Genomic DNA, 17,531 nt, shown 5'->3' on the forward strand with positions numbered 1-17,531 from the left:
AGCCCGGGCACCCCTGGGGACGGCATCAGCCGGAGGTCACGTCGTGGAGCGGCGCCTGCGCGCCCCCGGACGCCGCTCGCTGGGCCGGGTCACCGGGTCGCCCGCCTGAAGCGCGGCGGCTCGGCGCTTCATGCCGAAGTCGGCGAGGGCCTCGGCCAGCTTGTGGACGGACGGCTCCGGAGCCATCACGTCCACCCGGAGTCCGTGCTCCTCCGCCGTCTTCGCCGTCGCCGGGCCGATGCACGCGATGACCGTGACGTTGTGCGGCTTGCCCGCGATGCCGACCAGGTTGCGGACCGTGGAGGAGGACGTGAAGAGCACCGCGTCGAAGCCGCCGCCCTTGATCGCCTCCCGGGTCTCCGCCGGGGGCGGCGAGGCGCGGACCGTGCGGTAGGCCGTGACGTCGTCGACCTCCCAGCCCAGCTCGATCAGACCGGCGACCAGCGTCTCGGTCGCGATGTCGGCGCGGGGCAGGAAGACGCGGTCGATCGGGTCGAAGACCGGGTCGTAGGGGGGCCAGTCCTCCAGGAGGCCGGCCGCCGACTGCTCGCCCGACGGCACCAGGTCCGGCTTCACGCCGAAGGCGATCAGCGCCTTGGCCGTCTGCTCGCCCACCGCGGCCACCTTGATGCCCGCGAAGGCACGGGCGTCGAGGCCGTACTCCTCGAACTTCTCCCGGACGGCCTTCACCGCGTTGACCGAGGTGAACGCGATCCACTCGTAGCGGCCCGTCACCAGGCCCTTGACCGCGCGTTCCATCTGCTGCGGGGTGCGCGGGGGCTCCACCGCGATCGTCGGGACCTCGTGCGGCACCGCGCCGTAGGACCGCAGCTGGTCGGAGAGCGACGCCGCCTGCTCCTTCGTCCGCGGCACGAGCACCTTCCAGCCGAACAGCGGCTTGGACTCGAACCACGACAGCTGGTCGCGCCGGTCGGCGGCGCTGCGCTCGCCGACCACGGCTATCACCGGCCGGCTCCCGTCGGGGGACGGGAGGACCTTCGCCTGCTTCAGGGTCTGCGCGATCGTGCCGAGGGTCGCCGTCCAGGTGCGCTGGCGGGTCGTCGTACCGGCGATCGTCACCGTGAGGGGGGTGTCGGGCTTGCGGCCCGCCGAGACCAGTTCGCCCGCCGCGGCCGCCACCGCGTCCAGGGTGGTGGAGACGACGACCGTGCCGTCGGAGGCGCCGACCTCGGTCCAGCAGCGGTCCGAGGCGGTGCGGGCGTCCACGAACCGGACGTCCGCGCCCTCGGCGCCGCGCAGCGGCACACCGGCGTACGCGGGCACGCCGACCGCGGCCGCGACACCGGGGACGACCTCGAAGGGCACCCCGGCGGCGGCGCAGGCGAGCATTTCCTCCGCCGCGCACGTATCGAGTCCCGGATCCCCGGACACGGCACGGACGACCCGCCTGCCGCCGCGCGCGGCCTCCATGACAAGATGAGCGGCATCCCGGGCAGCAGCGGGGACGGGGGCGGGTGTTGACGTGCCGTCAACGACCGTCAGCTGGGGCGTGCCCGGCGGGGACACCGCGGAGGAGTCCGTGTCCGTCTGCACGACGGAGACGCCCTGCCGCGCGTGCGTCCGGATCACGTCGAGCACCTCGTGCTCGGCGACCAGGACGTCCGCGTGCGACAGCGCCTCCACAGCGCGCAGAGTCAGCAGTCCCGGATCTCCGGGTCCGGCACCGAGGAAGGTGACGTGCCCGTGTTCAGGACCGGCGGCAGGAAGGGCGGTGGGGCTCACTGTGCTCGCTCCCCCATCAGACCGGCCGCGCCCTGGGCAAGCATCTCGGTGGCGAGTTCGCGACCGAGTGCCGTCGCCTGGTCGTGCGTCTGGGGCACGGGACCGGTGGTGGACAGCTGCACCATGCGGGTGCCGTCGGTCGTGCCGACGACGCCGCGCAGGCGCATTTCCTTGACAATCTGCCCGTCGGCATGGGGGTCCCCCCGCTCGAGCGGAGCCGAGAGTGGGGGAAGGTCGGCCAGCGCGCCCACAGGTGCGCTGCAACCGGCCTCCAGGGCGGCGAGCAGTGACCGCTCGGCGGTGACGGCGGCCCGTGTGAACGGGTCGTCCAGCTCGCCGAGCGCGGCGAGGAGATCCGCGTTGTCCGCGGCGCACTCGATCGCCAGGGCCCCCTGGCCGGGGGCGGGCAAAACCGTGTCGACCGACAGGAAGTCGGTCACCTCGTCGATCCGGCCTATCCGGCTGAGGCCGGCGGCGGCCAGCACGACCGCGTCCAGTTCGCCGTCGTGGACGTACCGGATGCGGGTGTCGACGTTGCCGCGGATCGGGACCGTCTCGATGTCCAGTCCGTGGGCGCGGGCGTACGCGTTCAGCTGCGCCATGCGGCGCGGCGCACCGGTGCCGACGCGTGCTCCGCGCGGCAGGTCGGTGAACTTCAGCGCGTCGCGCGCGACGATCACGTCCCGCGGGTCCTCGCGCACCGGTACGGCGGCCAGGACCAGGTCCTCGGGCTGCGCGGTCGGGAGGTCCTTGAGCGAATGAACCGCGAAGTCCACCTCGCCCCTCAGCAGTGCGTCGCGCAGCGCCGTGACGAACACGCCGGTGCCGCCGATCTGCGCGAGCGCCTCCCGGGAGACGTCGCCGTACGTGGTGATCTCGACCAGCTCGACGGGGCGCCCGGTCACCTGGCGGACGGCCTCGGCCACCTGCCCGGACTGGGCCATGGCGAGCTTGCTGCGCCTGGTCCCCAGTCTCAAAGCCTTCTCACTCATGCCGGTCGGTCCTTCGTGTCTGTGCTGTCCCCGGCCCGGGAGACGGCGGCCACCGTCTCGGAGTCGAGGTCGAACAGGGTGCGCAGCGCGTCCGCGTACCCGGCGCCGCCGGGCTCGGCCGCGAGCTGCTTGACCCGTACCGTCGGCGCGTGCAGCAGCTTGTCGACGACCCGATGCACGGCCTGGCGGATCTCGCCGCGCTGGCGCTCGTCCAGGTCGGGCAGGCGGCCGTCGAGGCGGGCGATCTCGCCGGCGACGACGTCGGCGGCCATGGCGCGCAGCGCGACCACGGTGGGCGTGATGTGCGCCGCCCGCTGTGCCGCGCCGAAGGCCGTGACCTCGTCGGAGACGATACGCCGGACCTGGTCCACGTCGGCCGCCATCGGCGCGTCGGCGGAGGCCTCCGCGAGCGACTCGATGTCGACCAGGCGGACCCCGGCCAGCCGGTGCACGGCCGCGTCGATGTCGCGGGGCATGGCCAGGTCGAGGAGGAAGACGGAGGGGGCCGGGCGCTCGGCGACCGGCTCCGGCCTGCGCCGCTCGGGGATCCGGCCGACGGTGGCGGCGGTCGCGGCGAGCGCGGTGATCAGCTCGGCGTCCGCCTCCGGGGTACGGCGCTCCCGGCGGTCGATCGTGCTGCCCGCGACCCAGGCCGCGTGCTGCTCCAGGGTGGCCGCGTCCATGCCGGCCACGGCGGCCTCGCCCATGAGGGAGAAGCCGGGCTGTGCGGCGGCGAGGTCCAGCGGGCAGTTCTCGTCGGCGGCGGCCGTCAGCGGCGCCTTGGCCTGGGCGGGCGTACGAGCGGTGCCGGCGATCTCGGCGACGGGGGCGCCGGTGCGGCCCTCGACGGCCTGCGCGACCGCCTCCGCCGTGAGCACCAGCCCCGTCGCCCCGGTACAGGAGACGACGACGTCGGCACGTGTCAGCTCGGCGGCCACCGCGTCCATGGGCACCGCGCGGGCGGTCACCGTGTTCTCGTCGGACTCGGTGAGGATCCGCGCGAGCCGCTCGGCGCGCTCGAAGGTCCGGTTGGCGACGACGACCTCGGCGACCCCGGCGCGCGCGAGCGTCGCGGCGGCCAGGGACGACATCGACCCGGCGCCGATGACCAGCGCGGTGCGGCCCAGGGCCCACTCGCGCACGTCACCGCCCGCGGCCAGCTGCTCCAGGCCGAAGGTGACCAGGGACTGCCCGGCGCGGTCGATGCCGGTCTCGGAGTGGGCGCGCTTGCCGACCCTGAGGGCCTGCTGGAACAGGTCGTTCAGCAGCTTGCCGGCGGTGTGCAGCTCCTGGGCGCGGGCCAGGGAGTCCTTGATCTGGCCGAGGATCTGGCCTTCGCCGACGACCATCGAGTCCAGGCCGCAGGCCACCGAGAACAGGTGGTGGACGGCCCGGTCCTCGTAGTGGACGTACAGGTACGGGGTCAGTTCCTCCAGGCCGACGCCGCTGTGCTGGGCGAGCAGCGTGGACAGCTCGGCGACACCGGCGTGGAACTTGTCGACGTCGGCGTAGAGCTCGATGCGGTTGCAGGTGGCGAGCACCGCGGCCTCGGTGGCGGGCTCGGCGGCGACCGTGTCCTGGAGCAGCTTGGTCTGGGCGTCCGCGCCGAGCGCGGCCCGCTCCAGCACGCTGACCGGGGCGCTGCGGTGGCTGAGGCCTACGACGAGGAGGCTCATGCCGGCATCACGGCGGGGACGTCCCCGTCGGGCCCCTGGTCGGAGGAGGTGTCGGTGGACACGTCCCGGGGAGCGGCGGCGGGCAGCGCGCCGTCGCCCGCGGCGGTCTCCTCGCCGGCCTTCCGCTGCTCGTGGAAGGCGAGGATCTGCAGTTCGATCGAGAGGTCGACCTTGCGCACGTCGACGCCGTCGGGGACGGAGAGCACGGTCGGCGCGAAGTTCAGGATGGAGGTCACTCCGGCGGCCACGAGCCGGTCGCAGACCTGCTGGGCGGCGCCGGCGGGGGTGGCGATGACGCCGATGGAGACCCCGTTGTCCTTGATGATCTTCTCGAGGTCGTCGGTGTGCTGCACCGGGATGCCCGCGACCGGCTTGCCGGCCATGGCGGGGTCGGCGTCGATGAGCGCGGCGACGCGGAAGCCGCGGGAGGCGAAACCGCCGTAGTTGGCGAGCGCGGCGCCGAGGTTGCCGATACCGACGATCACAACCGGCCAGTCCTGGGTCAGGCCGAGTTCGCGGGAGATCTGGTAGACGAGATACTCCACGTCGTAGCCGACACCGCGCGTTCCGTAGGAGCCCAGGTACGAGAAGTCCTTGCGCAGCTTCGCGGAGTTGACCCCCGCCGCCGCGGCCAGCTCCTCGGAGGAGACCGTGGGGACCGAGCGCTCCGACAGCGCGGTCAGGGCTCGGAGGTACAGCGGAAGCCGGGCGACGGTGGCCTCGGGAATTCCTCGGCTACGGGTCGCCGGTCGGTGTGTTCGGCCAGTTGCCACGGTGCTCCTGCGGGTAGAGCGGGGCTGCAGGCGGTCATACGTCCCCAGACCGCCCCGTCGACAGCAGGCTATGTCTTTGTGAACGCGTGCACAAAGATGGTGTCCGATTTGCCCGGCAGAAGTGACCGGGGTCACGCGGGTTTCACGCCCCGGGCGGGAACCGGCGCATACGCACAGGCGTTCCTTCGTTACTGGGGGCAAAACCGCACACTCTCCTCACGAATCCCGCCCCCGAGACCAAACCGCCGTCGATCCTAAGCGACTTTCCGGCCAGTTTGGACTAGTCGGTCAGTGCACGACGCAGTCGTTCCTCGTTCACGCGCCAGAAGGTGTGCTGTTCACCGTCGACGAGCACGACGGGGATCTGCTCCCAGTAGCGGTTGTGGAGCTCCCGGTCCTCGGTGATGTCCTTCGGCTCCCACGGCACACCCAGGTCGCCGCACACCTTCTCGATCACCGCCTGCGCGTCGTCGCAGAGATGGCAGCCGGGCTTGCGGATGAGCGTGACCAGCCGCGCGCGCGGCTCGGCCCTGCGTCGGAAGAGGGGACTCATACCGGCCATTCTCGCCCCGTCCGCGCCCGTTGCGGATCGGATTCCGGATCGCTTCTTTCACGGCCGGGTCGCACAGAGTTCACACCGCGCCAACCTCGCGACGCCGGAACCACCGAACAGACTGGCTATGCTCACGTCATGGCCGCTCTCGGATGGCTCACCCCCCGTAGGCGCTCCGCCACGGCGCGGAGCGTGTTGGCAGGCGAGGCCTCGGCGGAGGCTGCCCGCAAGTCCTCGCAGGAGACCCCGCCGGCGAAGCCGGAGGAACCGCAGTTCCCCGTGCTCGGCGACGACAGGGCGGCCGCCTTCTTCGACCTGGACAACACCGTCATGCAGGGCGCCGCGCTGTTCCACTTCGGCCGGGGACTGTACAAGCGGAAGTTCTTCGAGACCCGTGACCTGGCCAGATTCGCCTGGCAGCAGGCCTGGTTCCGGCTGGCCGGGGTCGAGGACCCGGAACACATGCAGGACGCCCGCGACTCGGCCCTGTCGATCGTCAAGGGCCACCGGGTCGCCGAGCTGGAGTCCATCGGCGAGGAGATCTACGACGAGTACATGGCCGACCGGATCTGGCCCGGCACCCGCGCCCTCGCCCAGGCCCACCTGGACGCCGGCCAGAAGGTGTGGCTGGTCACCGCGGCCCCGGTGGAGATCGCCCAGGTGATCGCCCGCCGCCTCGGCCTGACCGGCGCGCTCGGCACGGTCGCCGAGTCCGTCGACGGCGTGTACACCGGCAAGCTGGTGGGCGAGCCGCTGCACGGCCCGGCGAAGGCGGAGGCGGTCCGCGCCCTCGCCGCGGCGGAGGGCCTGGACCTCTCCCGTTGCGCCGCCTACAGCGACAGCCACAACGACATCCCCATGCTGTCCCTGGTGGGCCACCCCTACGCCATCAACCCCGACGCCAAGCTCCGCAGGCACGCCCGCGAGAAGGACTGGCGCCTGCGGGACTACCGCACGGGCCGCAAGGCGGCGAAGGTCGGCATCCCGGCGGCGGCGGGCGTCGGCGCGGTCGCCGGCGGCACGGCGGCGGCGATCGCCCTCAGCCGCCGCCGGCGCTGACCCTCGCCCGGCCCCTTCGAGACGCTCACCCCTTCCTCCGGGACGCTCACCCCTTCCCCCGGGACGCTCAACCCTTCCCCCGGGACGCTCACCCCCTCCGGGGACGCCCTCCCCCCTCCGGGGGGCGCTCGTCCGCACCCGCGGGGCGCTCGCCGCGCCACGCTCCGCGCGCTTTGAACGCGCTCGTGTACATCACCCCGTTCAACACGCCCCGCACTTCACCGAAACACGCCGTTTTCCGGTCAACAAGCGATCACGTTGCGGAACTTGACCCACCATCAAACGACCACAGAAGCGACGCAATCGATGATTTGAGCAACTCGGTGTAGCAGTGCCTGTACGAAGCGTTATTCTCCTCAGACGCAAACCGGTACCCCTCCGTCGCCACGACGGGTGAACGGTCCCGCACTGCACGTGATGGAAGCTCTGCCTCTGGGAGTCCCGTGTACCCACACGTCGGGGTTGACGCCTCGGGCCTGGCTACGCTGCGCGCAACGGTCGCGACGGTCAAAGAGACGCTGCGCGGCTTCGTCCCCACCGCGTACGCCGTCCCCGCCTTCGCCGCCGCCGCGCCAGCGGGCCCGTGCTACGCACTGGCCGACGGCAGCGCCGCCGTCGGCAGACGAGGGCGTGCCACCGGCGCGGCCACCGCCCGCCGACCGGCCGCCGACAGCGACAGCGCCCGGATGATGGATCTCGTCGAACGCGCCCAGGCCGGCGAGGCCGAGGCCTTCGGGCGCCTCTACGACCAGTACAGCGACACCGTCTACCGGTACATCTACTACCGCGTCGGCGGCCGCGCGACCGCCGAGGACCTCACCAGCGAGACCTTTCTGCGGGCGCTCAGAAGGATCGGCACCTTCACCTGGCAGGGCCGCGACTTCGGCGCCTGGCTGGTCACCATCGCCCGGAACCTGGTCGCCGACCACTTCAAGTCCAGCCGCTTCCGGCTGGAGGTCACCACCGGCGAGATGCTCGACGCCAACGAGGTCGAGCGCTCCCCGGAGGACTCCGTCCTGGAGTCCCTGTCGAACGCCGCCCTGCTCGACGCCGTACGGCGGCTCAACCCGCAGCAGCAGGAGTGCGTGACGCTCCGCTTCCTCCAGGGCCTCTCGGTCGCCGAGACCGCCCGGGTCATGGGCAAGAACGAGGGCGCCATCAAGACCCTCCAGTACCGCGCCGTACGCACGCTCGCCCGGCTGCTGCCGGACGACGCCCGCTGAACCAGGTGACCGAAGGCGACAGCCAACTCACGTACGGTGAAAGTCCGTTGCCTTTCCGATCCGGTCGTCCGCCGTCCGTAACCCAAGTGCCGCGCCAGTCGTTGTGCGGGATACAGGCTCCCTGTGGTCACGTCCCGGCCGGCCCCGATCGCTCGATCGTGGGAAGCGGTCAAGGACGTGCAACCCTCAGGACCCCCTGGGGAGTCGACCGTCATGACGAGAGGAGGTGCCGCCAGTGATCGCGAACGTATCGGCGCACCGGCGGGCGAACGCCTTCGCCCAGGCCCTGGAGGAGCAGTCCGACCGGGACACGGCGGCCGAGCAGTCCGACAGCCCGGCGGGATCGCCGCCGACCCCCGAGGAACGCTCCGATCAGGGCGAGCTGCTGGCCCTGGCGACGGGACTCGGCGCGCTGCCCAAGCCGCAGCTCGACCCGGAGGTCAAGGTCGTCCAACGGGCCCAGCTGGTGGCCGCGATGGAGGCCATGCTCCAGGAGGGGACCGGGGCGGTGGACGCGTCGGTACCGAAGCAGAAAGGGAGCGAAGCGGCTTCCCCGTCCCCTCGCGCGAAGGGCGCACACCGGGCGAGTCCGCTGGGCAAACTCCGCCCGCGCACCAGGCTGACCAAGGGCCTCGCGGCCGGCGGGCTCAGCGTGGGCGTGGCCGCCGGGGCCTTCGGCGGGGTCGCCGCCGCCAGCTCCGACGCCCTTCCCGGCGACTCGCTGTACGGCCTGAAACGCGGCATCGAGGACTTCAAGCTCAACTACCTGGCGGACGGCGACGACCAGCGCGGCCAGACCTACCTCGACCAGGCCTCCACCCGGCTCAGCGAGGCCCGCCGGCTGCTGGAGCGCGGCCGGGGCGGCCACCTGGACCACGAGTCCATCGGCGAGATCCGCCGCACCCTGTCCGGGATGCAGCACGATGTCACCGAGGGCCACCGCCTGCTCCACGCGGCCTACGAGGCCGACCCGGAGTCCCTCGGTCCCATCCAGGCGCTGTCCGCGTTCTCCCGCTCGCACCGCGAGGCGTGGAGCGCGCTCAGCGACAGGCTGCCCGTGCAGCTGGGCGATGTGAAACAGCAGGTGTCGTCGGTCTTCGACGCCATAGACGAAGAGGTCGCCCCGCTGCAGTCCCTGCTCCCGCCGTCGCCGTCGCGGACCGGCGGAGGCAGCCGTCAGGGCGGCGGCTCCGGCCCCTCGTCCACCGGGTCCTCCGGCAGCCACCGGTCGCACCCGTCCGCCTCCGCCGGCAGCACCCCGTCCGCCGGCAAGCACACCGGCACCGGCTCCCCGAGCGGCTCGGCCACCGGCAGCAGCGGCGACGGACTCATCGGCGGCGACACGGGCGGCCTGCTCAACCCGCCGAAGACCGGGTCGGAGGGCAGCTCCCCGTCCGCCGGCAGGACCATCCCGGGCCAGCCGGACGTCACCATCCCGCCGCTCATCCCCGACCTGCTCCCGGGCCTGGGCATCGACGGCGAGGACACGGACTAGCGGCCCGTGGTCACGGCGTCGGGGGCGCCCCTATCCGAGCAGGGGCGCCCCCGACGCCGTCCACGGACGCGCACCAGGAGAACGAGAGCTCAGAAGAACACCGACCGCCGCTGCACCAGCAGTTTGTACAGCGTGTGCTGGATCTGCTCCCGTACCTGGTCGGTCAGGTTGAACATCAGCATCGGATCCTCCGCGGCCTCCGGCGGATACCCGTCCGTGGGGATCGGCTCGCCGAACTGGATCGTCCACTTGGTGGGCAGCGGAATCGCACCCAGCGGCCCCAGCCACGGGAACGTCGGTGTCAGCGGGAAGTACGGGAAACCCAGCACCCGCGCCAGCGTCTTGGCGTTGCCGATCATCGGGTAGATCTCCTCCGCCCCGACGATCGAGCACGGAATGATCGGCGCCCCCTGCCGCAGGGCCGTGGAGACGAAACCGCCCCGGCCGAACCGCTGGAGCTTGTACCGCTCGCTGAAAGGTTTCCCGATGCCCTTGAACCCCTCCGGCATCACCCCGACCAGCTCGCCCTGGCCCAGCAGCCGCTCCGCGTCCTCCGCGCAGGCGAGCGTGTGCCCCAGCTTGCGGGCCAGCTCGTTCACCACCGGCAGCACGAAGACGAGGTCGGCGGCGAGCAGCCGCAGGTGCCGGCCGGCCGGGTGCCGGTCGTGCACCGCCACCTGCATCATCAGGCCGTCCAGCGGCAGCGTGCCGGAGTGGTTGGCGACGATCAGCGCCCCGCCCTCGGCCGGGATGTTCTCGATGCCCTTCACGTCGACCCGGAAGTACTTCTCGTACACCGGCCGCAGCAGTGACATCAGGACCTGGTCGGTCAGCTCCTCGTCGTAACCGAAGTCGTCGACCTCGTACTCCCCGGTCAGCCGGCGCCTCAGGAAGGCCAGCCCGGCCGCCACCCGCTGCTCCAGGCCGCCGTCCCCGGCGCCGCTCCGCGCAGGCTCCGGCGGCTGCCCCTCACCGCTGACGGGACCGCCCTCCCGCAGCCGCTCCCGGCCCGGCAGGGGCTGGACGGCACCGGCCTCGCCGCGCCTGCTCCCCACGGACCGGCGCCGCGCCGGGCGCTGTGCGGCGCCCCCGCGGGACCGGTCGTCGTCGAACGGAATGACCTTGGCGTCAGCCATCGTTGCCGCTCTCCTCAGTTGGCGCTGTGCGTCTGGGGGTGGCCGCCGGCCCTCGCGGTCAGCGCGGCGAGCCGGTCCACGGCCGCCGCGAGGGTCTCCGGCGGCAGCAGTCCGGGGCCCTGGCCGCGCGCGAAGTCCGCGAAGGTCTCGGCCGTCGTGTAGCGGGGCGTGAAGCCCAGCGTCTCGCGCATCTGGACGGTGTCCACCACCCGCCCGTGGGTGAGCAGCCGGATCTGCTCCGGCGAGAAGTCCGTCATACCGAGCGTACGCACCAGGGAGCCGGCCCAGGTGACCGCGGGCAGCAGCAAGGGCACGGTGGGCCGTCCGAGCCGCCGCGAGCACTGCGAGAGCGGCAGCACACCGTCCCCGGCGATGTTGAAGGTGCCGCTGTTGAGGGTGCCCCGACGCGGCTCGTGGGAGGCGATCCGCAGCACCTCGATCACGTCGTCCTCGTGCACGAACTGCAGCCGGGGGTCGTAACCGAACACGGTCGGCAGGACGGGCAGCGCGAAGTACGAGGCGAGCGGCGTGTCCGCGGTGGGACCGAGGATGTTGGCGAACCGCAGCACGCACACGGCGACGTCCGGCCGCCGCCGGGCGAAACCGCGCACGTACCCCTCGACCTCGACGGCGTCCTTCGCGAAGCCGCCGCTCGGCAGCGACTTGGGCGGGGTGGTCTCCGTGAAGACGGCCGGATCGCGCGGTGCGGAGCCGTAGACGTTCGTACTGGACTTCACCACCAGCCGCCGCACGGCCGGCGACTTCTGGCAGGCGCCGAGCAGCTGCATGGTGCCGATGACGTTGGTCTCCTTGACCGTGGCCCGGCTGCCGCCGCCGAGGGCGGTACCGGTCACGTCCATGTGGACGACCGTGTCGGCGCCGGTCTCGGCGAGCACACGGGCGATCGTCGGCTGCCGGATGTCGGCCTGGATGAAGTCGGCTCCGCCCAGATGGTGGGCCGGGGGCACCGCGTCCACCGCGATGACACGGTCGACCTCCGGGTCCCGCTGGATCCGCCGTACGAACCGGCCGCCCAGCTGCCGGGCCACTCCGGTGACGAGCACGACCCTTCCCAAGATCAGCGCCTTCCTTCCCGCGTAACCGGTATCCCGCGTTCCCGTGTGCGGCCAACCTAGCCGGTCGATGTCGCCGTGTGACGACCCGCGGTGCACGCGGTGACGGAATTTCCCCCATCGATACACGGCGGGGGTTCCGGCCCCCGGCTGAACATGCCTGTGGCCCCCCACCAGTGCTGGTGGGGGGCCACAGCTGTACGCCCGCGGCGCGGCCGCTCTCGTAACACCCCCGCTGACGCGGGGGGCGAAATCACTTCTTGTTACGACGCTGCACGCGCGTGCGCTTGAGCAGCTTGCGGTGCTTCTTCTTGGCCATCCGCTTACGCCGCTTCTTGATAACAGAGCCCACGACTACCCTCGCTCACTTCTCATGTCTCGGTTGTTTGGGCGCCATGGGCCCACACGACCTACGAGGGGCTAGCCTACCCAACCGAGCGCCGAGGTCGTAATCGAGGGGCGCCCCCGGTCGCCCGGGAGCCGTCGTCAGGCCGTCTCCACCCCCACATAGCTGTCGCGGAGGTACTCGTGTACCGCTTGCTCCGGGACGCGGAACGAACGTCCCACCCGGATCGCGGGCAGATGACCGCTGTGCACCAGGCGGTACACGGTCATCTTCGACACTCGCATCACCGAGGCGACTTCCGCCACGGTAAGGAACTGAACCTCGTTCAGAGGCCTCTCGCCAGCTGCAGCCATGACACACCTGAACCTTCCGCACTCGACGGCCACCGGCTTCCCCTTCCGGTGACTCTTCGTCGTTGCGTGCTCACTCCCCAGACTAGGGGCGGGTGATGCGAGTGGGGAAGAGGTGCACCCATCGGCGGCCTACTGTGACAGACACGCTCGATTGAGCACGTAGCGGGCCAGCGGCCGGTAGTGAGCAGACCGCACGGCGTCATCAACCGGAACGACGACGGACACCCGTCCCTCGGCCTCCCCGACGAACAGCGCGGGATCGTCGGTGTCGGCCAGCCCGATGGCCTCGAACCCCAGCTGACCTGCACCGCAGACCCATCCGTGGTCGCCGACGACCAGCTCGGGCAGGGGCCCGCCGGCCGCCGCGGCGGCGTCGAGCGCGACCCGAACCGGGAGGGGCGAATGGGTGTGGGCACCCGGCTCACAACCGGGGCGCTCGCTCGCCGGTTCCCGCACCAGCCCAACCCCTCGTACGTAGTCGAGGTGATGGGGACGTAGACCGAACCGGGTCAATATGTCGACACAGCGACCCTGCGCTGGGGTGAGGACCTCACATCCCGCCGCCGACAAGGCGTCCGCGAGACCGGCGTAGAAACCCAGCAGCCGGTGCGGGTGCCCGGTCCCCAGCAGCACGGGCGCACCGCGCCGGGCCACCGCCCGGATCCGCCCGGCGAAGGCGTCCAGCGCGGCGAGGGTCCGCTCCGGATCGATCGCGTCCGGGCCGGTCGTGTACCGGGGATCGTCCGAGACCCCGCACTTCCGCGCCATCAGCCCGATCAGGTCCCGGAACTCCCAGGGCCCTTCGGGATCGATCCCGAGCAGCACGCGCGGGTCCCGGGCCGCGAACAGCCGATAGCTCCGCAGGCTGTCCTCCCGCGAGGTCGCCACCACCCCGGCCAGCCGGGCGGCCACCAGATGCGCACGGAGACGGGCGGGGGACCACACGGATGCGATGGTGACCCACCGGGAGCGCGGGCGGGGCGGAAACGGCGGGAACGCCGCACGGTTGGCCTAATGCCGACCGCACCCCCACGGCGGCGCTACGGGAGCAGCCCCCGCAGCGGGAACGCGGCCCGTCGCGTCGCCAGCACGGCCTGGTCCACGCGGTCGGCGGGGTCGTACCCGGCCTCCCACTCCTCGTACGCCACCGGCCACCGCCCGTCCGTCATCCGCTGCGGCCCCAACTGACGGGTCCGCGCGAACACCTCCTGCCGCCAGCTCTCGGGGATCACCGTCTCCGGAGCCACCGGCCTCCCCGCCGCGATGCCCACCAGGTGCGTCCACGACCGCGGCACGACGTCCACCACCGCGTACCCGCCCCCGCCCAGCGCGACCCACCGGCCCCCCGCGTACGCGTGCGCCAGGTCGTGGCAGGCCACCTGCACCGCCCGCTGCGCGTCCAGCGAGACGGCCAGATGGGCGAGCGGGTCCTCGAAGTGCGTGTCGGCCCCGTGCTGGGTGACCAGCACCTGCGGCCGGAAATCGGCGAGCAGCTCCGGCACCACCGCGTGGAAGGCCCGTACCCAGCCCGCGTCCCCGGTCCCGGCCGGCAGCGCCAGGTTGACCGCGGCCCCCTCCCCCGCGCCCGCCCCGGTCTCCTCCGGCCACCCCGTCTGCGGGAACAACGTCCGGGGATGCTCGTGCAGCGAGACGGTCAGCACCCGCGGGTCCTCCCAGAACGCGGCCTGCACCCCGTCCCCGTGGTGGACGTCGACGTCGACGTAGGCGACCCGCTCGGCGCCCAGCTCCAGCAGCCGCGCGATCGCCAGGGAGGCGTCGTTGTAGATGCAGAACCCCGACGCCCCGCCCGGCATCGCGTGGTGCAGCCCGCCCGCGAAGTTCACGGCGTGCTCGGCGTCCCCCCGCCACACCGCCTCCGCCGCCCCCACCGACTGCCCCGCGATCAGCGCGGACACCTCGTGCATCCCGGCGAACGCGGGGTCGTCGAGCGTACCCAGCCCGTACGCCCCGTCCGCGCCCGCCGGATCCGCCGACGCGGCCTTCACCGCGTCGATGTAGTCCTCCCGGTGGACCAGCCGGAGCGTCGACTCGCCGGCCGGTTTGGCCGCGACGACCTCCACCTCCCGGTCGAGCCCGAAGGCACCGACCAGCCGGCGGGTCAGGTCCAGCCGGACCGGATCCATCGGATGGCTCGGGCCGAAGTCATAGCCCGTTACTGCCTCGTCCCACATCAGCTGTGCGCGGCCGCTCATGTCCGCCACCGTATCGGTCCGGTTGAGGGGCGAACGACCTGGCGTACCCCATGGTCACCAGCACCAACACCATCGGCACCAGCATGGCCCCCCGGTAGCTCCAGGCGTCCCCGAGCGCCCCGACCAACGGCGAACCGACCAGAAAACCCACGTAGTTGAAGATGTTCAGCCGCGCGACCGCGGCGTCGGAGGCCCCGGGGAACAGCCTGCCCGCCGCCGCGAAGGTCTGCGGCACGAGCACGCACAGCCCCAGCCCCAGCAGGGTGAACCCGAGCATCCCGGCCCAGGCGCCGGGCGCCACGGCCACCACCGCGAACCCGCCGGCCGCGACCAGCGCCCCGGCCCGCACCACGGCCACCGCCCCGAACCGCCGCACCCCCGAGTCCCCGAGCGCCCGCCCCGCCAGCGTCGTCACCATGTACACGTTGTACGGCACGGTCGCCAGCTGCTCCGAGCTGCCCAGCACGTCCTTCAGGTACTTCGCGCTCCAGTTGGAGACGGTCGAGTCCCCGATGTACGCGAACGTCATCACCAGGCACAGCGGCAGCAGCAGCTTGAAGACGACACCCCCGCCGGCGCTCTCTCCGCCGACGCCCCCTCCGCCGGCCGGGGTCTCCCGCCCGGGCGCCGGGTCACCGTCGACGTACCACCGGCTCCCCACCAGCGTCGCCGGCAGCAGCACGGCCACCACCGGCAGGTACGACACCCACAGCGCCAGGTGCCAGTGCGCCCCCGCCCAGGCCAGCGACGCCCCGAGGATGCCGCCCAGGCTGTAGGCGGCGTGGAAGCTGAGCATGATGCTGCGCCCGTACGACCGCTGGAGGCTGACCCCGAGCATGTTCATGGACGCGTCCAGCGCCCCCACCGCCAGGCCGAAGACGCCGAGCGCCACCGCCAGCCCGGCCACCTGCCCCTGCCCGCCCGCCCCGACGCCGAGCAGAGCCAGCAGCACCACCGGCTGGGACCAGCGCAGCAGCCGGCTGGGCCGGACCCGCTTCACCAGCTGCTCGGTCGTCACGCTGCCGATCCCGGCGAGGACCGGCACGGCGGCCAGGAAGGCCGGGAGCAGCGCGTCGGAGACGCCGTACCGGTCCTGGACGGCCGGGATGCGCGTCACCAGCAGGGCGAAGGCGACGCCCTGGGCGAAGAAGCCGAACGCCAGAGAGGCCCTGCCGCGCCGCAGCACATCAGTCATGGCGGCGAGCGTAGGGCCCCTGGCTACCTGTGGGTAGATCCGGCCAAAGATGAATTTCCCTCAGCTTCAGCCGTTGCCGAGCGGTGATCAGGCGGCGAGGGCCGGCGTGGGCCGCTGCTCCCGGCCGGCCTCCGTCTCGGCCGCGAGCATCCGCTCCATCGGCCCGACGGCGAGGCCACCGCTGACCACGAACCCGAGCGCCATCGCGGCGACCATGAAGACGGTGCCCAGCCACACCATGGTGTCCACGGGGACGGTGTAGGCACCCACGACCCGCGCGACGCACTCGGCGAGCAGAGCCAGTCCCCACACCACGGAGAACGCGCGCTCCTTGGACCGGAAGGCCGCGGACTCGGCGGCCGCCCCGGACACCAGCCGCTGCCAGGCGGCCTCCTTGTCCGCGTCGCCCTTCACGAGGAAGGGCTTCATGCCCGCGGTCATCATCGGCCTGCCGAGCCACACGGAGACGAGGATCCCGATGGCGACCGTGCTGCTGATGGCGCTGTCCTTGGCGAGCATCAGCCGCGGGTCGCCGGAGAGGAAGCTCAGCAGCAGCGAGACGACGTTCACGACGAGCATGAGACCCGCCAGCCCGTTGGTCGTCCGCTCCCTGACCAGGCTCCACACGGTCCGCACCGCGGGCACGACGCTGCTCCAGGCGAGCGCCGCGAAGGTGCTCATCCCGCAACCCTTGAGGAGGTAGTACGAGCCGAGCGGCACCGCCACATCGACCAGCAGCGGCTTGAAGTTGTCCAGCGCGGTCGGCTTACGGCCCTGGTTCCCCGTCTTCTTCGTCATGCCCCCAGCTTCGCCGCCGAACGGGGTCGGGCAGTAGAAACGAACGTCCGCAGCTCCGCATGACAAATGTCAGCACGAGCCCCGGAGCCCGGTCATACCAGCAGGTCGGCCAACGCGCCCATGTCCTCGAAGAGTTGCCCGGCACCCACGAGCCGCGCCGCCGGTGTCATGGCGGTGAACCCGTACACGTCCATCCCGGCCGCCACGGCGGCCTGCACGCCCAGCGGGGAGTCCTCCACGACCACACACCGCTCGGGGGCCACCCCCATCCGCTCGGCGGCGTACAGGAACAGGTCCGGCGCCGGCTTGCCCCGCCCCACGTCCTCCGAGCTGAAGACGCGTTCCTCCGTGAAGAACCGGTCGAGCCCGGTCGTCCGGTGCCCCACCCGTATCCGCGCATGACTCCCGGAGGAGGCCACGCAGTACGGCACCCCGTCCGCGGCCAGCTTCTCCAGTACGCCGGCCACACCGGCCACGGGCCGCAACTCCCGCTCGAACGCGGTGAACACCCGCCGGTGGAAGACCTCGTCGAAGTCCGCCGGCAGCCGCTGTCCCGTCCGCTCCAGGACCAGCTCGTGGATGCGGTGCATCGCCGATCCCATGTAGTCGCGGATGGAGTCCTCGTACGTCGTCGGGTGGCCCAACTCGGTGAGGTAGGCGGCCAGGAGCCGGTTGGATATGGGCTCGCTGTCCACGAGGACACCGTCGTTGTCGAAGATGACGAGGTCATAGCGCATGCGGACGACCCTAATCGACCGGGAACGCAGAAAACCCCCGCATCGACCCGATGCGGGGGTTTTCCCAAAGATTGTTCGGCGGCGTCCTACTCTCCCACAGGGTCCCCCCTGCAGTACCATCGGCGCTGTGAGGCTTAGCTTCCGGGTTCGGAATGTAACCGGGCGT

General features: G+C 72.1%; 17 protein-coding genes and 1 rRNA gene. 3 read left to right on the forward strand and 15 right to left on the reverse strand.

Features of this window, described 5'->3' with window-relative positions:
• Nucleotides 1-36: 36 nt before the first annotated feature.
• From ACZ4VF_RS19760 to ACZ4VF_RS19780, 5 genes are all read right to left on the reverse strand, one after another.
• The gene (locus ACZ4VF_RS19760) at nt 37-1,743 is read right to left on the reverse strand and encodes a bifunctional uroporphyrinogen-III C-methyltransferase/uroporphyrinogen-III synthase (protein WP_467927327.1); all 1,707 of its coding nucleotides are present in this window, start codon (nt 1,741-1,743) and stop codon (nt 37-39) included.
• Nucleotides 1,740-2,735 carry a hydroxymethylbilane synthase gene (gene hemC, locus ACZ4VF_RS19765; protein ID WP_467927329.1) on the reverse strand — a complete coding sequence of 332 codons (996 nt, stop codon included), beginning with the start codon at nt 2,733-2,735 and terminating at the stop codon, nt 1,740-1,742. Before hemC ends, ACZ4VF_RS19760 begins: the two co-directional genes overlap by 4 nt.
• Complete coding sequence (locus ACZ4VF_RS19770; protein WP_467927330.1) at nt 2,732-4,411, reverse strand: glutamyl-tRNA reductase; 1,680 nt, start codon at nt 4,409-4,411, stop codon at nt 2,732-2,734. The genes hemC and ACZ4VF_RS19770 overlap by 4 nt, the downstream gene beginning before the upstream one ends.
• Nucleotides 4,408-5,184, reverse strand: a complete 777-nt coding sequence (locus tag ACZ4VF_RS19775) for a redox-sensing transcriptional repressor Rex (protein ID WP_467927331.1) — start codon at nt 5,182-5,184, stop codon at nt 4,408-4,410. The genes ACZ4VF_RS19770 and ACZ4VF_RS19775 overlap by 4 nt, the downstream gene beginning before the upstream one ends.
• Nucleotides 5,185-5,464: 280 nt before the next feature.
• The gene (locus tag ACZ4VF_RS19780) at nt 5,465-5,737 is read right to left on the reverse strand and encodes a glutaredoxin family protein (RefSeq protein ID WP_467927332.1); all 273 of its coding nucleotides are present in this window, start codon (nt 5,735-5,737) and stop codon (nt 5,465-5,467) included.
• A 138-nt stretch (nt 5,738-5,875) separates the two neighbouring features.
• Here ACZ4VF_RS19780 and ACZ4VF_RS19785 point away from each other — a divergent pair, with 138 nt between their 5' ends.
• The 3 genes from ACZ4VF_RS19785 (at nt 5,876) to ACZ4VF_RS19795 (ending at nt 9,514) form a co-directional block, all read left to right on the forward strand.
• The gene (locus tag ACZ4VF_RS19785) at nt 5,876-6,796 is read left to right on the forward strand and encodes an HAD family hydrolase (protein ID WP_467927334.1); all 921 of its coding nucleotides are present in this window, start codon (nt 5,876-5,878) and stop codon (nt 6,794-6,796) included.
• Between the two features lie 443 nt (nt 6,797-7,239).
• Complete coding sequence (locus ACZ4VF_RS19790) at nt 7,240-8,019, forward strand: ECF subfamily RNA polymerase sigma factor, BldN family (protein ID WP_189297858.1); 780 nt, start codon at nt 7,240-7,242, stop codon at nt 8,017-8,019.
• A 235-nt stretch (nt 8,020-8,254) separates the two neighbouring features.
• On the forward strand, nt 8,255-9,514 hold the full coding sequence (locus tag ACZ4VF_RS19795; protein ID WP_467927335.1) for a DUF5667 domain-containing protein: 1,260 nt from the start codon (nt 8,255-8,257) through the stop codon (nt 9,512-9,514).
• Nucleotides 9,515-9,603: 89 nt separating this feature from the next.
• On the opposite strand, the gene ACZ4VF_RS19800 is transcribed toward ACZ4VF_RS19795, so the two are convergent.
• The 10 genes from ACZ4VF_RS19800 to rrf form a co-directional block, all read right to left on the reverse strand.
• A complete protein-coding gene (locus ACZ4VF_RS19800) occupies nt 9,604-10,650 on the reverse strand; it encodes a lysophospholipid acyltransferase family protein (protein WP_467927337.1) in 1,047 nt (348 codons plus the stop codon).
• A 14-nt stretch (nt 10,651-10,664) separates the two neighbouring features.
• The gene (locus tag ACZ4VF_RS19805; RefSeq protein WP_467927338.1) at nt 10,665-11,726 is read right to left on the reverse strand and encodes an NAD-dependent epimerase/dehydratase family protein; all 1,062 of its coding nucleotides are present in this window, start codon (nt 11,724-11,726) and stop codon (nt 10,665-10,667) included.
• Nucleotides 11,727-11,976: 250 nt separating this feature from the next.
• A complete protein-coding gene (locus ACZ4VF_RS19810; RefSeq protein WP_003948845.1) occupies nt 11,977-12,075 on the reverse strand; it encodes a 30S ribosomal protein bS22 in 99 nt (32 codons plus the stop codon).
• A gap of 134 nt (nt 12,076-12,209) precedes the next feature.
• Complete coding sequence (locus ACZ4VF_RS19815) at nt 12,210-12,422, reverse strand: helix-turn-helix domain-containing protein (RefSeq protein WP_121791081.1); 213 nt, start codon at nt 12,420-12,422, stop codon at nt 12,210-12,212.
• A 129-nt stretch (nt 12,423-12,551) separates the two neighbouring features.
• Entirely contained in the window at nt 12,552-13,367 is an 816-nt protein-coding gene (locus ACZ4VF_RS19820; RefSeq protein WP_467927339.1) for a phosphatase, read from the reverse strand.
• Between the two features lie 95 nt (nt 13,368-13,462).
• The gene (locus tag ACZ4VF_RS19825) at nt 13,463-14,635 is read right to left on the reverse strand and encodes an acetoin utilization protein AcuC (RefSeq protein WP_467927341.1); all 1,173 of its coding nucleotides are present in this window, start codon (nt 14,633-14,635) and stop codon (nt 13,463-13,465) included.
• A complete protein-coding gene (locus ACZ4VF_RS19830; protein WP_467927342.1) occupies nt 14,586-15,830 on the reverse strand; it encodes an MFS transporter in 1,245 nt (414 codons plus the stop codon). Before ACZ4VF_RS19830 ends, ACZ4VF_RS19825 begins: the two co-directional genes overlap by 50 nt.
• Before the next feature lie 87 nt (nt 15,831-15,917).
• Nucleotides 15,918-16,628 (reverse strand): VC0807 family protein, encoded by a 711-nt coding sequence (locus ACZ4VF_RS19835; RefSeq protein WP_467927344.1) that lies wholly within the window; start codon nt 16,626-16,628, stop codon nt 15,918-15,920.
• Nucleotides 16,629-16,720: 92 nt separating this feature from the next.
• A complete protein-coding gene (locus ACZ4VF_RS19840; protein WP_467927345.1) occupies nt 16,721-17,365 on the reverse strand; it encodes an HAD family hydrolase in 645 nt (214 codons plus the stop codon).
• A gap of 73 nt (nt 17,366-17,438) precedes the next feature.
• Nucleotides 17,439-17,531: ribosomal RNA gene (gene rrf, locus ACZ4VF_RS19845) — 5S ribosomal RNA — on the reverse strand; the annotation flags it as partial.

The organism is Streptomyces sp. NPDC029151 (assembly GCF_055564315.1).

What these genes read in the sequence shown, in the direction of transcription:
- ACZ4VF_RS19785 (WP_467927334.1), top strand. Translation starts at nt 5,876, where the DNA reads ATGGCCGCTCTCGGATGGCTCACCCCCCGTAGGCGCTCCGCCACGGCG.
- ACZ4VF_RS19830 (WP_467927342.1), bottom strand. Translation starts at nt 15,830, where the DNA reads ATGACTGATGTGCTGCGGCGCGGCAGGGCCTCTCTGGCGTTCGGCTTC.
- ACZ4VF_RS19780 (WP_467927332.1), bottom strand. Translation starts at nt 5,737, where the DNA reads ATGAGTCCCCTCTTCCGACGCAGGGCCGAGCCGCGCGCGCGGCTGGTC.
- hemC (WP_467927329.1), bottom strand. Translation starts at nt 2,735, where the DNA reads ATGAGTGAGAAGGCTTTGAGACTGGGGACCAGGCGCAGCAAGCTCGCC.
- ACZ4VF_RS19825 (WP_467927341.1), bottom strand. Translation starts at nt 14,635, where the DNA reads ATGAGCGGCCGCGCACAGCTGATGTGGGACGAGGCAGTAACGGGCTAT.
- ACZ4VF_RS19770 (WP_467927330.1), bottom strand. Translation starts at nt 4,411, where the DNA reads ATGAGCCTCCTCGTCGTAGGCCTCAGCCACCGCAGCGCCCCGGTCAGC.
- ACZ4VF_RS19840 (WP_467927345.1), bottom strand. Translation starts at nt 17,365, where the DNA reads ATGCGCTATGACCTCGTCATCTTCGACAACGACGGTGTCCTCGTGGAC.
- ACZ4VF_RS19800 (WP_467927337.1), bottom strand. Translation starts at nt 10,650, where the DNA reads ATGGCTGACGCCAAGGTCATTCCGTTCGACGACGACCGGTCCCGCGGG.
- ACZ4VF_RS19815 (WP_121791081.1), bottom strand. Translation starts at nt 12,422, where the DNA reads ATGGCTGCAGCTGGCGAGAGGCCTCTGAACGAGGTTCAGTTCCTTACC.
- ACZ4VF_RS19835 (WP_467927344.1), bottom strand. Translation starts at nt 16,628, where the DNA reads ATGACGAAGAAGACGGGGAACCAGGGCCGTAAGCCGACCGCGCTGGAC.